Origin of the sequence: Streptomyces sp. BK79 (assembly GCF_044142145.1) — a bacterium.
In the GTDB taxonomy this organism is placed as follows: Bacteria; Actinomycetota; Actinomycetes; order Streptomycetales; family Streptomycetaceae; genus Streptomyces.
Genome location: NZ_JBHVOC010000004.1, coordinates 222,404 through 236,662 on the forward strand (window position 1 = coordinate 222,404; position 14,259 = coordinate 236,662).

A 14,259-nucleotide genomic window follows, 5' to 3' on the forward strand; every position below is an offset into this window, starting at 1 on the left:
TGTGACGCCGTTCAACGCGTGTGAAGAAAGTGTGCCCACGGCATGCCGTCAGGCGGCTCTCCCGCGTCGTCGGACGGCTCTCACGCGTCGAACGAGTGCACCGTCGTCGTCCGGTACGTCTGCCCCGGCCGCAGCACGGTCGACGGGAACGACGGCTGGTTCGGCGAGTCCGGGAAGTGCTGCGTCTCCAGGCACAGGGCGTCGCCCTGGCGGTAGAGGGAGCCGCCGGTGCCGGTCAGGGTGCCGTCGAGGAAGTTGCCCGAGTAGAACTGCAGGCCGGGCTGGTCGGTGGCGATGCGCAGGGTGCGGCCCGATGCGCGGTCGCGCAGGGTGGCGATGTGCTCGGGGCGGTCGGTGACGCCCTTGTCGAGCACCCAGTTGTGGTCGAAGCCCTTGGCGGTGACCAGCTGCGGGTGGGCGTCGCGGAGGTCCCGGCCGATCGGCTTGGCCCGCCGGAAGTCGAAGGGCGTGCCGGACACCTTCGCCAGCTCGCCCGTCGGGATCAGGCCCGCGTCGGTCGGGGTGTACCGGGAGGCGGCGATCGACAGCTCGTGGTCCTCGATGGTGCCGCTGCCCTCGCCGGCCAGGTTCCAGTAGACGTGGCTGGTGAGGTTGACGACGGTGGCCTTGTCGGTGGTCGCCTCGTAGTCGATCCGCCAGTCGCCGCCCCGGGTGAGGGTGTACGTCACCTTCGCCCTGAGGGTGCCCGGGTACCCCATCTCGCCGTCGACGCTGGTGTAGTGCAGGACCAGGCCGACGTCCGAGCCCGTGGCGAACGGCTCGACGTCCCACACCCGCTTGTCGAAGCCCTGGGCGCCGCCGTGCAGGCTCTGCTCGCCGTCGTTGACGGAGAGCTGGTACGCCGTGCCGTCCAGGGTGAAGCGGCCCCGGCCGATGCGGTTGCCGTAGCGGCCGATCAGGGCGCCGAAGTAGGGGCTGGACGCCACGTAGTCGTCGAGGTCGTCGAAGCCCAGGGAGACGTTCTCGTAGCGGCCCCGGTGGTCGGGTATCTCCAGGGACTGCACCACTCCGCCGTACGACAGCACCTTCATCCGCGTGCCGCCGTTCTCCAGCGACCAGCGGTACACCTTCGTGCCGTCGGCGAGCTTGCCGAAGAGTTCCTTCACCGGCTTCCTGCCTCCCGTGGCGTGTGCCGTGCCGCCGAGCGCGGAGGCGGTGACCCCCGCCGCCGCGGCGCCCGCGATGACCGTACGTCTGCTCAGCTCCATGTGCGGCTCCTCTACTTCCGTGAAAAGAAGCGGGCCCCGCCTGTCGGTCAGGCGGGGCCCGGAGTGACCTACGAACCGACCCTGCGCTTGTTCCACACGTCGAACCCGACCGCCGCCAGCAGCACCGCGCCCTTGATGACCTGCTGCCAGTCGGTGCCGATGCCGACGAGGTTCATGCCGTTGTTCAGCACGCCCAGGACCAGACCGCCGATGATCGCGCCGAGGACCGTGCCGACGCCGCCGCTCATCGACGCGCCGCCGATGAACGAGGCGGCGATGGCCTCCAGCTCGAAGTTGAGGCCCGCCTTGGGCGAGGCCGCGTTGAAGCGGGCGGCGAAGACCAGACCCGCCAGGGCCGCGAGCATGCCCATGTTCAGGAAGACCAGGAAGGTGACCTTCTTGTCCTTCACGCCCGACAGCTTGGCCGCGGGCAGGTTGCCGCCGATGGCGTAGATGTGGCGGCCGATGATCGCGTTGCGCATCAGGTAGCCGAACCCGACGACCAGCACGCCGAGGATGAGCAGCACGATCGGGGCGCCCTTGTAGCTGGCGAGCAGCAGCGTGACGACGAGGACGGCGGAGACCAGGGCGACCAGCTTGAGCGCGAACAGCTTGGCCGGCAGCACCTCGAGCGCGAACTCCTGCTGCCGCTTGCGGTCGCGGACCTCCTGGTAGACCACGAACGCGATCAGCGCGAAGCCCAGCAGCAGGGTGAGGTTGTGGTAGTTGGTGTTCGGGCCGACCTCGGGCAGGAAGCCGTTGGCTATCTTCTGCAGGTCCTTCGGGAACGGGCCGAGGGTCTGGCCCTCCAGGAAGATCTCGGTGAGACCGCGGAAGAGCAGCATCCCCGCGAGGGTCACGATGAACGACGGTATGCCGAGATAGGCGATGAAGAACCCCTGCACCGCGCCCGCGACCGCGCCGATGGCCAGGCAGAGCACCACCGCCAGCGGCCACGCCATGTCCTGCTCGACCATCAGCACGGCGGCCATCGCCCCGATGAACGCCGTCAGCGAGCCGACCGACAGGTCGATGTGGCCCGCGATGATCACCAGCATCATGCCGATCGCGAGGATCAGGATGTAGCTGTTCTGGAGGACCAGGTTGGAGACGTTGCGCGGCAGCAGCAGGTCGCCTTCGGACCACACGGCGAACAGCGCCACGATCAGGCCGAGCGCGATCAGCATGCCGTACTGCCGCATGTTGCGGCGCATGCCGTCCAGCATCAGCCGCAGCAGGCCGTCGCCGCCGGCCGACCCGCCCTTCCCGGCCGGCGCGGGGGCCGGCGACTTGGCGGTCACATCCGTGCTCATCGGGTTACCTCTTTGTCCTTCGTCATCTGACGCATCAGCGCTTCCTGCGAGGCCTCGGCCCGTGAGAACTCACCCGTGAGCCGTCCGGCGGCCATCGTGTAGATGCGGTCGCACATGCCGAGCAGCTCCGGCAGTTCGGAGGAGATGAAGACGACCGCCTTGCCCTGGGCGGCCAGCTGGTCGATGACCGTGTAGATCTCGTACTTGGCGCCCACGTCGATGCCGCGCGTGGGCTCGTCCAGGATCAGCACCTCGGGACCCGCGAAGATCCACTTGCTGAGGACGACCTTCTGCTGGTTGCCGCCCGACAGCTTGCCGACCGGCTCGAAGACGGTCGGCGCCTTGATGTTCATCGACTTGCGGTAGCCCTCGGCGACCTGCCGCTCCCCGTGCTCGTCGACCACGCCCCGCTTGGCCACCTTGCCCAGCGCGGTCAGCGAGATGTTGCGGTTGATGGTGTCGATGAGGTTGAGGCCGTAGTGCTTGCGGTCCTCGGTGACGTACGCGATGCCGTGCTTCACCGCCTCCGGGACGGTCTTCGTACGGATCTCGGTGCCGTCCCTGAGGACCGTGCCGCCCGCGTACCGGCCGTACGTGCGGCCGAAGACGCTCATCGCCAGCTCGGTGCGGCCGGCGCCCATGAGGCCCGCGATGCCGACGATCTCGCCGCGCCGCACCTCGACGGAGACGTCGTCGACGACCTTGCGCTGCTGGTCGATGGGGTGGTGCACGGTCCAGTTGCGGATCTCCAGGGCCGGCGAGGCCCCCTTCTCCGGCTGGTGCGGGGTGCGGTCGGGGAAGCGGTTCTCCAGGTCGCGGCCGACCATCCCGGAGATGATGCGGTCCTCGGTCGTCTCCGCCGCCTTGACGTCGAGCGTCTCGATGGACTGCCCGTCGCGGATGATCGTGACCGAGTCGGCGACCCGGCGGATCTCGTTCAGCTTGTGCGAGATGATGATCGAGGTCATGCCCTGTTCCTTCAGCGAGAGGATCAGGTCGAGGAGTTTGCCGCTGTCCTCGTCGTTGAGCGCCGCCGTCGGCTCGTCGAGGATGAGCAGCTTCACCTTCTTGGACAGCGCCTTGGCGATCTCCACCAGCTGCTGCTTGCCCACCCCGATGTCGGCGACCCGGGTCTCCGGGTGCTCGTCGAGGCCGACCCGGCGCAGCAGTTCGGTGGCGTGCCGGAGGGTGTCGTTCCAGTTGATCAGTCCGCGCTTGGCGTGCTCGTTGCCGAGGAAGATGTTCTCCGCGATGGACAGATACGGCACCAGCGCCAGCTCCTGGTGGATGATCACGATGCCGCGCTGCTCGCTCGCCCGGATGTCCTTGAACCGGCAGGTCTCGCCCTCGAAGAGGATGTCCCCCTCGTAACTGCCGTGCGGGTGGACGCCGGAGAGGACCTTCATCAGGGTCGACTTGCCGGCGCCGTTCTCCCCGCAGATGGCGTGGACCTCGCCCTGGCGGACGGTCAGTGTGACGTCCGACAGCGCTTTGACACCGGGAAAGGTCTTGACGATCGAGCGCATTTCCAGGACGGGTCCCGCCATGGTCGTGCCTTCCAATCCTTGGTCTCGCCCGGTTACTTGAGGTCGTCCGCGGTGTAGTAGCCGCCCTCGACGAGGACCTTCTCGTAGTTGGCCTTGTCGACGCTGACCGGCTGGAGCAGGTAGGCGGGGACGACCTTGGCACCGTTGTCGTAGGACTTGGTGTCGTTGGTCTCGGGCTTCTTGTCGTTCAGGACGGCGTCGACCATGTTCGAGGCGACCTTGGCGAGCTGGCGCAGGTCCTTGTAGACGGTCTGCGTCTGCTCGCCCGCGATGATCGACTTCACCGAGGCGACCTCGGCGTCCTGGCCCGTGACGACCGGCATGGGCTTGGCCTTGGAGCCGTAGCCGTCCGACTTCAGGGCGGACAGGATGCCGATGGAGATGCCGTCGTACGGCGAGAGCACCGCGTCGATCCGGGCGCTGCGGTAGCTGGAGGTGAGCAGGTCGTCCATGCGCTTCTGCGCGGTGCCGCCGTCCCAGCGCAGGGTGGTGACCTGGTTGAGGGCGGTCTGCTTGGACCGGACAACCAGGTCGCCCTTGTCCATGTAGGGCTTGAGGACGTTCATCGCGCCCTGGAAGAAGTACTTGGTGTTGTTGTCGTCGTTGGAGCCGGCGAACAGCTCGACGTTGAAGGGGCCCTTCTTGCCGTCCTTCAGGCCGAGCTTGTCGACGATGTAACCGCCCTGCAGCTCGCCGACCTTCTCGTTGTCGAACGAGGCGTAGTAGTCGACGTTCTCGGTGCCGAGGATCAGCCGGTCGTAGGAGATGACCGGGATCTCGGCGTCCTTGGCCTGCTGGAGCACGTTGCCCAGCGACTTGTTGTCGATCGCGGCCACGATCAGGGCGTCCACGCCCTGCGTGATCATGTTCTCGATCTGGGAGACCTGCTGGTCGGGGTCGTCCTCGCCGTAGACCAGCTGGGTCTTGTAGCCCTTGGCCTTCAGTTCCTTCTCGACGTTGGCGCCGTCGGCGATCCAGCGCTCGGAGGACTTGGTCGGCATCGCGATGCCGATCGTGCCGCCCTGGGAACCTCCCTTGTCCTCCTCGCTGCCGCCCTCGCTGTTCTGGCCGCAGGCGGTCAGCGTGAGGGCGAGGGAGGCGGCGGAGGCCATTGCGGCGAGTGCGGCTCTGCGGTTGCGCATGGTCATCATCCTTGATGTGGGTGCAGGGCTCGGTCTGGTGGTGCCAGGACGCGAAGGAAGCTGAGGGTGGGGCGACCGAGAGGCAGGTGTGTGGGATTGTGCGCGGTCGTGTCTTCTTTTGTGAAGGGAGTTTCCGGAACGTTATGACGAGATCTCGAACCGGTTGAGCGCTCCCGGGGCCCGGGTGCCGAGCGGCGCCATGTCCCCGTCCGCCCCGTGCCGCGCGAGCAGGTCCAGGGCGAGCCGGCCGCGCCGCACCCGCTCCTTCGCGGTGGCCAGTGTCAGTTCCCGCAGATGGTGGCCGTACGGGTAGAGGCCGGGCGCCTTGGAGAGGCCGAACTTCAGGTACAGCGGGGCGCCGCGCCGGATCAGCTCGGCGACCTCGTACATCCGCACGTAGCCGCCGAGGTCGTCGGGAGCCTCGATGTACATGTCCATGGGCGCGGCCGAAACCCGCCGTATCTCGGTCAGGTGATCCAGCGTCAGGTCGCTGGGCACGTTGACGGAGTCGGCGCCAAGACGCTCGTACACCGCGTACGAGGCCGGGTTGACCGGCCCGACGAGCGCCGACAGCTTGAGGGTGGTGTCCGCCGGGACGATCCCGGCCGCCCGCGCCCGGTGCAGCGTCCACAGCACGCCCTCGTCGGCGACGAGCAGGCACTTGACGCCCAGCTCGGTGGCGCGTACGGCGTCCTCGACGCACCCGGCGACCGCGTCGTGGCCGCGCGCCCTCAGGCCCGCGCCGCCCGAGTCGGTGCGGGTGGAGCCGCCGATGTCCCAGGTGCCGCGCGGGCCGGTGAACAGGCACAGCTCGATGTCGCGTTCGGCGGTGGCCTCGACCATCTCGGTGATCTCGGCGTCGGTCAGCATCCACACGCCGCTGCCCTGGCTGATCCGGTGGATCGGCACGTCCAGCCGCGAGGACTCCTTCAGGACCACCCCCAGGGCCTCCGGACCCTCGCAGGAGGGGATCTCGGTGCGCCAGCGGCCGCCGCCGGGGAAGGAGTGCGGGGAGGAGTCGGCGGGGTCGGGGGCGGGCGCGGCCAGGCCGAGGGCGGTGAGCGCCTGCTCACCGGGCCTGCGTGCGGCGGCCTTGGCGGAAGCGTCGGTCACAAGCTGTCCTTAGTGTTCGATATGTCGGACGAAGTTCGCGGCTTGAGGCGGGAGGAGCCCGCGCCGGTGGGTGTACGCCGGTACGGAGGCCGTCAGGTCGCCCCCGTACCGGCGTACGGCTCAGGGGCGGGCGCCGGGGAGCAGCAGTACCTTGCCGACCTTCGGGTCACCGGACCCCACCAGCTCGATGGCCTCGGAGAAGGCGTCGAGCGGCAGTTCGTGCGTCACCAGCGGCCGGGGGTCGAGCAGCCCGGCCGCGAAGACCCGCACGGTGTGCGCCCAGGCGTCCGGCGGCGCCCCGAAGACGGTGTGCACCTCCAACTGCCGTACCACCAGGTCCGTCGGGTCCAGCCCGTCGGCGCCCGGCGCCGGGATGCCGGTCAGCACCAGGCGCCCGCCCCGGCGCAGCAGCGCGGCGGCCGTGCGGGCGGCGTCGGCTGACCCGGCGGTCTCGATGACCACGTCGAAGTCGTCCGGCAAGGGCTGGTCCTTGGTCCGGAAGCCGGTCGCGCCGTACTGCCGCGCCAGCGCCTCCCGGTCGCCGCGCGTGCCGACGACCAGCAGCTCGCCGGGGGAGGCGGCCCGCAGGAACTGCACGGCGAACATGCCGAGCGTCCCCGTGCCGACCACGGCGACCCGTTCGCCGGGGCGGGCGTTCGCCTTGAGCGCGGCGGCGGCGATGCAGGCGGCGGGCTCCAGCAGCGCGGCGGCGGTGAGGTCGGCGTCGTCGGGCAGCGCGTGCAGCAGGCGGGCGGGCAGGGTCAGCGTGGGCGCCATGGCCCCCGGCCGGGTGAAGCCCGTCTCCTCGTAGCCGGCCGTGCACAGCGTCGTCTCGCCCGCGTGGCAGCGGTCGCACACCTGGCAGTTGCGGAACCCCTCACCGACCACCTTGCGCCCGGTCAGGGACGCCGGCACCCCGGCGCCGACCCGCTCCACGGTCCCCGACCACTCGTGCCCGGGGACCAGCGGGTAACGCACGTACCCCTCGGGCCGGTTGCCCTGGTAGACCTCGCGGTCGCTGCCGCAGATACCGGCCGCGTGCACCCGCACCAGCGCCTCGCCGGGGCCGGGTTCGCGCGGCTCGTGCGGCACGATCCGGTGCTCGCCCGGCGCCTCGACGACGACCGCGCCGCTCATCCCTCGGTCCCCTTGGGCTTGCGCTGCTCCCAGCCCTCGGCCCACAGGTCGAAGCGCGCCTGCTGCTGCGGGAACTCGGCCGCCGCGTCGGTGTCCAGCTCGACGCCGAGACCGGGCGCGTCGGACAGGTGGAAGCACCCGTCCTCCGGGTCCACCTGCGGGGCGCCCTTGACCACCTTCTTGATCTCCGCGTCCGCGAAGTCGTTGAAGTGCTCCAGGATCTTGAAGTTGGGGGAGGTGAAGCCGACCTGGAGGGAGGCGGCGGTCAGCACGGAACCGCCCACGTTGTGCGGCGCGACGAGCGTGTAGTGCGTCTCGGCGGTGGCGGCGAGCTTCCGGGTCTCCCAGATGCCGCCGATGTGGCCGACGTCCGGCTGGATGATGTCCACGCTCTGGTCCTCGAACAGCTCGCGGAACTCGATCCGGTCGTGGATGCGCTCACCGGTGGCGAGGGGCATGTCGACCTTCTCGGCGACCTTCCGCAGCGCCTTGAGGTTCTCCGGCGGCACCGGCTCCTCCAGCCAGGCCGGCTTGAACGGCGCGAGTTCGCGCGCGAGCCGCACGGCGGTGGCGGGGGAGAACCGGCCGTGCATCTCCAGCATCAGCTCGGCCTCGGGTCCGATGGCGTCCCGCACGGCCTCGATCAGCGAGACGGCGTACAGGGTCTGCTCGTGGTCGAGTTCGAAGTGCCCGGTGCCGAACGGGTCGATCTTCAGCGCCCGGTAGCCGCGCTCCATGACGCCCTGCGCGGCCTTGTGGTACGCCTCCGGGGTCCGTTCGGTCGTGTACCACCCGTTGGCGTACGCCTTCACCTTGTCGGTGACCTTGCCGCCCAGCAGCTGCCAGACCGGGACGCCGAGGGTCTTGCCCTTGATGTCCCAGCACGCCATCTCGACGACGGCGATACCGGACATCACGATCTCGCCGGCGCGGCCGTAGTCGCCGTACTTCATGCGGCGGACCAGGTCCTCGACAGCGAACGGATCGGAACCGAGAATGTGGTTGGCCTCGGCCTCCTTGAGATAGCCGAGGAGAGCGTCGGTGTGCCCCAGCATCCGGGTCTCGCCGACTCCGGTGATGCCCTCGTCGGTGTGCACCTGGACGTACGTCAGGTTGCGCCACGGCGTCCCGACCACGTGTGTGCTGATTCCGGTGATGCGCACGGCGGTTGCCCTTCGCTATGTTCGATATTTCGTCACTCGTTCGAAATGCTGGCGTGACAGTAAGGAGGGGGCGGTCGGAGTGTCAATGGGTCGGGCCCATAACGGTTTCGGCAGTTTCGAAAGGGGAGGCGGAGCGGATCCGGCCGCTTTCCCACACAACCTTCACAGCCACGTCTAGGAACGCGCCCGTCGCGGAACTTAACCTTCCCGCGTCATGGACTACTGCGACCCGTGCCGACGGCACCTCAACGGCGCCCTCGCCTGCCCGGGGTGCGGCACACCGGCCGAACAACTCCGCGCGTCCGGCGCGTACTCGGCGGAGAACGAGACGCCCCCGCCGCGATCCCCCGACGAGACGGCCCCACCGGACGGCCCCGGGGGCGACGCCTCGCACGGCCCCGCCCCCCGGGACGACGCCTCCGGCGGCGGCCGGGCCGGCCGCCGCGACCGCAAGGCCGCCGCGCACCGCAGGCGCCGCCGCCGGACCCTGCTCGTCACCGCGGGCTTCGTCCTGGCGGCCGGCGGACTGAGCCTCGCGGAACTCGGCATGGACGCCCCCGGCTCCTCGGCGGCACCGGCGGCCGCCGGAGGCGAGACGACGGACGGCGAGGCGACGCGCGAGGCGGGGCAGGCCCCGGCGGCAGCGGCCGGCGCGGCCCCGGACGGGACGACGCCCTCGCACTCACCGTCCCCGGACGCCTCTTCCTCGGCGTCGCCGTCGCCGTCGGCGTCGCGGTCCCCGCGGGCCGAGGACTCGAAGACGGCGGAACAGGTGGAGGCCGCCTCCTCGGCGCCGCCGGCGTCGGCCCCGGAGACGGCCCCCGGGACGGCCCCGGAAGAGAACCGGCCGTCCACGCCCACCGCCGCGCCACCCCCGCCCACGACCACCGCCCCGACGGCAACACCGGACCCGTCCCCGACGGAGACCTGCGACCGCTTCCTGTGGTGGTGCACGTAGGGGGTGTCGTTCGGACATCGCCCGGGGGCACGGCGCTCATGGAGCGGCGTCGGATCAAGGGCGGTGCACCCGCGCTGCTGGCGGAACTGGGGCACCCCGCGCGCCGCAGCGTGGACCGGGTCTCCGCGCGCATTCCGACCCAGGAGCAGTACCAGGCCCTCCACCTCACCAGCAGCACGCCGGTCCTGCGCACCCTCCGGGTGGTCCACGGGGACGGCGGCGGGCCGGTCGAGGTGACGGTCATGGTGAAGGCCGGGCACCTCCACGAGGTGCGGTACGAGTTCGAAGCGGGATGAGGGTCAGCTCTCCGCCGCATCCTCCCCGAGCATCCTCCGCAGCGCGTCCCGCAGCGCCACCCGTTCCCCCTCCGACAGCCCCGCCAGTGGCTCCCGGGCGAAGCGGAGCGACTCTCGCAGTCCCCGCGCCACCCGCCGGCCCTCCTCCGTCGCCGCCGCCACCTTCACCCGCCGGTCGCCGGGATCTGGACGCCGCTCGACCAGGCCCCGCGCCTCCAGCCGGTCGACGATCCCGGTGACGTTCGACGGCTCGCACTTCAGCTTCTGCGCCAGCTTCCGCATCGGCAGCGGCTCCAGCGACAGCAGGCTCAGCAGCTTGGCCTGCGCCCCGGTCAGGGCGCGTTCCGCCGCCGCCTCCTCGTAGTCGGCGTGGAAGCGGGCCACGACCTCGCCGATCAGCTCGACGACTTCCAGGGTGAGCGCGTCGGGTCGGCGGGTCGTGTCGCGTGGTGTGGCCATGGAATCCAGGGTACCCATTTGTTTGACAAGCTGAAATGTTCAGTCGCATGGTTGTTTCAGAGGCTGAAGCATTTCGGCGTTCCCAGGAAAGGTGCCCCCCATGACCGACTCTCCCGCCCTGCCCGACGTCAACCGCGAATGGCACCTGGACAGCCGCCCGGTCGGCTGGCCCAAGCCCGAGGACTTCTCGCTCGTCGAGGCGGCGCTCCCCACCCCCGGTGAGGACCAGGTGCTCGTACGCAACCTGTACGTCTCCGTCGACCCCTACATGCGCGGCCGCATGAGCGCCGCCAAGTCCTACGTCGCCCCCTACGAGCTGGGCAAGCCCATGCAGGGCGGCGCGGTCGGCGAGGTCGTCGCCTCGAACGCCGAGGGCATTGCCGTGGGCGACCACGTCCTGCACTTCTTCGGCTGGCGCGAGTACGCGGCCGTGGACGCGAAGAACGCCGTCAAGGTGGACCCGGACGCCGCGCCGCTGTCGACGTACCTGGGCGTGCTCGGCATGACCGGGCTCACCGCCTACGCGGGTCTGCTGCGCACCGCCGCCTTCAAGGAGGGCGACTCCGTCTTCGTCTCGGGCGCCGCGGGTGCCGTCGGCAGCCAGGTCGGCCAGATCGCGAAGCTCAAGGGCGCCTCCCGGGTCATCGGCTCGGCCGGCTCGGACGAGAAGGTCAAGCTCCTCGTCGACGAGTACGGCTTCGACGCCGCCTTCAACTACAAGGACGGCCCGGTGAGCGAGCAGCTGCGCGCCGCCGCCCCCGACGGCGTCGACGTCTACTTCGACAACGTCGGCGGCGACCACCTGGAGGCCGCCATCGGCTCCCTCAACCGGGACGGCCGCATCGCCGTCTGCGGCGCGATCTCCGTCTACAACAACACCGAGCCCGCCCCCGGCCCGAAGAACCTCTCCCGCCTGATCCAGACCCGCGGCCGCATCGAGGGGTTCCTGGTCGGCGACCACTACGACCTCCAGCCGCAGTTCGTCCAGGAGGTCGGCCCCTGGGTCGCCTCGGGTGCGCTGAAGTACCGCGAGACGGTCGTCGAGGGCATCGAGAACAACCTGGAGGCCTTCCTCGGCGTCCTGCGCGGCGACAACACCGGCAAGATGATCGTCAAGCTCTGACCCCCGGCACCGGGAGACCTTCACTCGGTTTCCGGCATGCGGTAGCGTCTTTCCGAAATCCGTCGTGGTCGTGGGCGCGAGTCACGGCGGACCGAGGAGGAAGACAACCGCATGCCCATTCAGCAGTCCGAGGTCCTCTACACCGCCGTCGCCACCGCCGAGAACGGCCGTGACGGCCGGGTCGCCACCGACGACGGCAAGCTCGACGTGGTCGTGAACCCGCCCAAGGAGATGGGCGGCAGCGGCGCCGGCACCAACCCGGAGCAGCTGTTCGCCGCCGGGTACAGCGCCTGCTTCCAGGGCGCGCTCGGCGTCGTGGCCCGCCAGGAGGGCGCCGACATCACCGGTTCGACCGTCACCGCCAAGGTCGGGATCGGCAAGAACGACGACGGGTTCGGCATCATCGTCGAGATCTCCGCCGAGATCCCGGCGGTGGACGCCGCCACCGCGCGGTCGCTGGTGGAGAAGGCCCACCAGGTCTGCCCGTACTCGAAGGCGACCCGCGGCAACATCACCGTGACGCTCGCCTGACCGGCGCGCGGGGTCCGCGCGGGGCGGTGCTCCGGGGCGGCGTCCACACCGTGGGCGCCGCCCCGCGCACCGCCTGCGCCGACCGGTAGAGTGCCGCCCATGCGCGATCTTGGGGCGGGATTCGGTCATCTTCTGAGGGGCCAGCGCTGGGTGGCCCGGCACGGCAGGAGCTACGGCTTCGGGCTGCTCCCGGGCCTGATCACGCTGGTGCTGTACGCGGTCGCGCTGGTGTCCCTGGCCCTGTGGGGCACGGACTTCGTCGCCTGGGCGACCCCGTTCGCCGACGACTGGTCGAGCCCCTGGTCCGGACTGTTCCGCGGCTTCCTCACCGCCGCCCTGTTCGCCCTCTCCCTGCTCCTGGCCGTCCTGACCTTCACCGCGGTGACGCTGCTGATCGGACAGCCCTTCTACGAGAGCCTCTCCGAGCGGGTGGACCGCGACGTCTCCCCGGACGGCACCGCCCCCGAGTCGAACCTGCCGCTGCTGCGCGAGCTGTGGATCTCCGGCCGCGACAGCCTCCGGATGCTCCTGCGCGCCGCCGTGTGGGGTGTGCTGCTCTTCGCCCTCGGCTTCATCCCGGTCGTCGGCCAGACGGTGGTCCCGGTGGTCGGCTTCCTCGTCACCGGCTTCTTCCTGACCGAGGAGCTGACCTCGGTCGCCCTCCAGCGCCGCGGGGTGGAGGTGCGCGACCGCCTCGCCCTGCTGCGCTCCCGCAAGAGGCTGGTCTGGGGCTTCGGCACCCCGCTCGCCGTGTCCTTCCTGGTGCCGTTCGTCGCCGTGTTCCTGATGCCGGGCGCGGTCGCCGGCGCCACGCTCCTCGCCCGCGAGCTGCTGGGCGAGGAGACCCGCGACGGCGACGACGACCGCCCGGACGGCGGCCGCTTCGACGGCGGCCCCGGCGACCCGGCCGTCAGCCCCGGTCCGGCCCCGGGGCCCGGTCCGGCTTCGGCGCACTGACCGCCACGGCCACGATCGCCCGCACCTGCGCCACGATCTCCAGCCGCTCGCGCACGAACGCCGGATCGGTGACCGCCCCGGTCGCGGGATCGGTGTTCCCGGGCCCGAACCGCAGTACCGGCGTGTGGACGTGCCCGCCGGGCAGCCCGGAGCGGAGCCCGAGCCGGTCCCGCAGCAGGGTCGCCCGGTAGGCGATCTCGTTGGAGAGGTAGTCCCCGCCGCCGCCCGCGCGGGCCGTGGAGCCCGGCGTGGGCCCCTGGGGACGGACGACGGGCTCGGTGCCGCCGGCCGGGATCTCGGTCACGCCGGTGTTGTCGTACACGGGGAACGGTCCGGTGTCCGCGGCCGTGATCGCCGCGTACGGCAGGGTGGTCGTCGTCCACTGCGGCTGCGAGGCGGGGTCCGCGACGGGCACCGTCTCCGTGCGGGACACGTTCTCGTTGTCGGGGAAGCCGCCCCGCCAGGCCCCGTTGGTCCGCTCCACGTCGAACCGCCCGACCCGGCCCTGGCTCACGGTGGTGAACAGGTCCACCCTCGGCAGGTACGGCCGCAGGGCCCGTTCCACCTCCCCGGCGGCGAAGTCCCGCCACCGCACCGGGAACACGGCCGTCTCCACCCGCGCGGGCCCGTCCGGCGTGTCGATCACCGCGCCGTCCAGGGCGAGGGCCGCGGCGCCGGACGGGTTGGAGATCCGGATGTCGCGGTCCAGGGTGAAGGGGTCGAAGCCGGTGAGCAGGACCCGCTTGAGGCCCTCGCCGAGCTCGCCGCGGGGGATCCGGAGGTCGTCCTGCCCGCGCGAGGTCCGCTCCAGCTCCGTCAGCAGCGCGGACCGCTGCCGCTCGGGCAGCGCGAACTCCGGGGCGTAGGCGCGCAGTTCCCGCGTCATCGCGAGCCGCGCCCAGTACAGCGGCCGGTCGTCGTCCCGGCTGAGGTCCCCGGCCGCGGGCCCGTGCCCCCGTACCCGGTCGACGGCCCGCCGCCACAGCGCCGAGCCCTCCCGGGCGACGACCCGGCGGGCCTCGCGGTAGGAGTCCGCGCGAGCGAGGCCGCGGGCGAACGCCGGTGCGATGCCGGCGAATCCGGAGCGCCGCAGGATCTCCCGGGGCACCTCACCGTCGAGCCGCCGCTCCTCGACGGTCGGGGCGGGAGGGGGAGCGGGGGCGGCCGCGGGCGCGGTGGCCGGGGGTGCCGCGGTGGCTGTCACCGGGACCACCAGCCCCGCCGCCAGGGCCAGTCCGAGTACGCCGGTCCGAACACATGGGTGTCTCAAGGGGGTTCAGGTCCTTCCGTC

Annotated in this window: 13 protein-coding genes and 1 pseudogene; 5 read left to right on the forward strand and 9 right to left on the reverse strand. The window is 71.0% G+C overall.

All coding sequences use genetic code 11. The features are described from left to right. Window positions 1-80: 80 nt before the first annotated feature. The 7 genes from ACFIF2_RS06585 to ACFIF2_RS06615 all read right to left on the reverse strand — a co-directional run bounded on the left by ACFIF2_RS06585 (window position 81) and on the right by ACFIF2_RS06615 (window position 8,644). On the reverse strand, window positions 81-1,229 hold the full coding sequence (locus tag ACFIF2_RS06585) for an aldose epimerase family protein (protein WP_395571547.1): 1,149 nt from the start codon (window positions 1,227-1,229) through the stop codon (window positions 81-83). A gap of 68 nt (window positions 1,230-1,297) precedes the next feature. Continuing rightward, window positions 1,298-2,542: a multiple monosaccharide ABC transporter permease gene (mmsB, locus tag ACFIF2_RS06590; RefSeq protein ID WP_395571548.1), complete on the reverse strand. Its 1,245-nt coding sequence runs from the start codon at window positions 2,540-2,542 to the stop codon at window positions 1,298-1,300. Then, window positions 2,539-4,089, reverse strand: a complete 1,551-nt coding sequence (gene mmsA, locus ACFIF2_RS06595; protein WP_395571549.1) for a multiple monosaccharide ABC transporter ATP-binding protein — start codon at window positions 4,087-4,089, stop codon at window positions 2,539-2,541. Before mmsA ends, mmsB begins: the two co-directional genes overlap by 4 nt. A 32-nt stretch (window positions 4,090-4,121) precedes the next feature. Continuing rightward, window positions 4,122-5,231 carry a multiple monosaccharide ABC transporter substrate-binding protein gene (gene chvE / locus ACFIF2_RS06600; protein ID WP_395571550.1) on the reverse strand — a complete coding sequence of 370 codons (1,110 nt, stop codon included), beginning with the start codon at window positions 5,229-5,231 and terminating at the stop codon, window positions 4,122-4,124. 141 nt (window positions 5,232-5,372) lie between these two features. Next, on the reverse strand, window positions 5,373-6,344 hold the full coding sequence (locus tag ACFIF2_RS06605; protein WP_395571551.1) for a hypothetical protein: 972 nt from the start codon (window positions 6,342-6,344) through the stop codon (window positions 5,373-5,375). 120 nt (window positions 6,345-6,464) lie between these two features. Next, entirely contained in the window at window positions 6,465-7,481 is a 1,017-nt protein-coding gene (locus tag ACFIF2_RS06610) for a zinc-binding dehydrogenase (protein WP_395571552.1), read from the reverse strand. After that, window positions 7,478-8,644, reverse strand: coding sequence for a mandelate racemase/muconate lactonizing enzyme family protein (locus tag ACFIF2_RS06615; protein WP_395571553.1), 1,167 nt, complete (start codon window positions 8,642-8,644; stop codon window positions 7,478-7,480). Before ACFIF2_RS06615 ends, ACFIF2_RS06610 begins: the two co-directional genes overlap by 4 nt. Before the next feature lie 214 nt (window positions 8,645-8,858). Here ACFIF2_RS06615 and ACFIF2_RS06620 point away from each other — a divergent pair, with 214 nt between their 5' ends. Together ACFIF2_RS06620 and ACFIF2_RS06625 are read left to right on the forward strand one after the other, a co-directional pair. Continuing rightward, window positions 8,859-9,602: a hypothetical protein gene (locus ACFIF2_RS06620; RefSeq protein WP_395571554.1), complete on the forward strand. Its 744-nt coding sequence runs from the start codon at window positions 8,859-8,861 to the stop codon at window positions 9,600-9,602. Window positions 9,603-9,628: 26 nt separating this feature from the next. Next, a pseudogene (locus ACFIF2_RS06625) lies at window positions 9,629-9,898 on the forward strand (UTRA domain-containing protein); the annotation flags it as partial. Window positions 9,899-9,901: 3 nt separating this feature from the next. Here the strand turns inward: ACFIF2_RS06625 and ACFIF2_RS06630 are convergent. After that, window positions 9,902-10,357: a MarR family winged helix-turn-helix transcriptional regulator gene (locus tag ACFIF2_RS06630; protein ID WP_395571555.1), complete on the reverse strand. Its 456-nt coding sequence runs from the start codon at window positions 10,355-10,357 to the stop codon at window positions 9,902-9,904. 100 nt (window positions 10,358-10,457) lie between these two features. Here ACFIF2_RS06630 and ACFIF2_RS06635 point away from each other — a divergent pair, with 100 nt between their 5' ends. From ACFIF2_RS06635 to ACFIF2_RS06645, 3 genes are all read left to right on the forward strand, one after another. Next, window positions 10,458-11,480, forward strand: a complete 1,023-nt coding sequence (locus ACFIF2_RS06635; RefSeq protein ID WP_395571556.1) for an NADP-dependent oxidoreductase — start codon at window positions 10,458-10,460, stop codon at window positions 11,478-11,480. 111 nt (window positions 11,481-11,591) lie between these two features. Beyond that, window positions 11,592-12,011 carry an organic hydroperoxide resistance protein gene (locus ACFIF2_RS06640; RefSeq protein WP_395571557.1) on the forward strand — a complete coding sequence of 140 codons (420 nt, stop codon included), beginning with the start codon at window positions 11,592-11,594 and terminating at the stop codon, window positions 12,009-12,011. Between the two features lie 99 nt (window positions 12,012-12,110). Next, window positions 12,111-12,968, forward strand: coding sequence for an EI24 domain-containing protein (locus ACFIF2_RS06645; RefSeq protein WP_395571558.1), 858 nt, complete (start codon window positions 12,111-12,113; stop codon window positions 12,966-12,968). On the opposite strand, the gene ACFIF2_RS06650 is transcribed toward ACFIF2_RS06645, so the two are convergent. Next, the gene (locus ACFIF2_RS06650; protein ID WP_395571559.1) at window positions 12,922-14,238 is read right to left on the reverse strand and encodes a pyroglutamyl peptidase; all 1,317 of its coding nucleotides are present in this window, start codon (window positions 14,236-14,238) and stop codon (window positions 12,922-12,924) included. The two genes, ACFIF2_RS06645 and ACFIF2_RS06650, sit on opposite strands and share 47 nt — an antisense overlap. Between the last annotated feature and the right edge of the window lie 21 nt (window positions 14,239-14,259).

Excerpts from the sequence above, each read along its gene's own strand:
- ACFIF2_RS06585 (WP_395571547.1), bottom strand. The coding sequence starts at position 1,229 with ATGGAGCTGAGCAGACGTACGGTCATCGCGGGCGCCGCGGCGGCGGGG.
- mmsB (WP_395571548.1), bottom strand. The coding sequence starts at position 2,542 with ATGAGCACGGATGTGACCGCCAAGTCGCCGGCCCCCGCGCCGGCCGGG.
- mmsA (WP_395571549.1), bottom strand. The coding sequence starts at position 4,089 with ATGGCGGGACCCGTCCTGGAAATGCGCTCGATCGTCAAGACCTTTCCC.
- chvE (WP_395571550.1), bottom strand. The coding sequence starts at position 5,231 with ATGCGCAACCGCAGAGCCGCACTCGCCGCAATGGCCTCCGCCGCCTCC.
- ACFIF2_RS06610 (WP_395571552.1), bottom strand. The coding sequence starts at position 7,481 with ATGAGCGGCGCGGTCGTCGTCGAGGCGCCGGGCGAGCACCGGATCGTG.
- ACFIF2_RS06620 (WP_395571554.1), top strand. The coding sequence starts at position 8,859 with ATGGACTACTGCGACCCGTGCCGACGGCACCTCAACGGCGCCCTCGCC.
- ACFIF2_RS06630 (WP_395571555.1), bottom strand. The coding sequence starts at position 10,357 with ATGGCCACACCACGCGACACGACCCGCCGACCCGACGCGCTCACCCTG.
- ACFIF2_RS06635 (WP_395571556.1), top strand. The coding sequence starts at position 10,458 with ATGACCGACTCTCCCGCCCTGCCCGACGTCAACCGCGAATGGCACCTG.
- ACFIF2_RS06640 (WP_395571557.1), top strand. The coding sequence starts at position 11,592 with ATGCCCATTCAGCAGTCCGAGGTCCTCTACACCGCCGTCGCCACCGCC.
- ACFIF2_RS06645 (WP_395571558.1), top strand. The coding sequence starts at position 12,111 with ATGCGCGATCTTGGGGCGGGATTCGGTCATCTTCTGAGGGGCCAGCGC.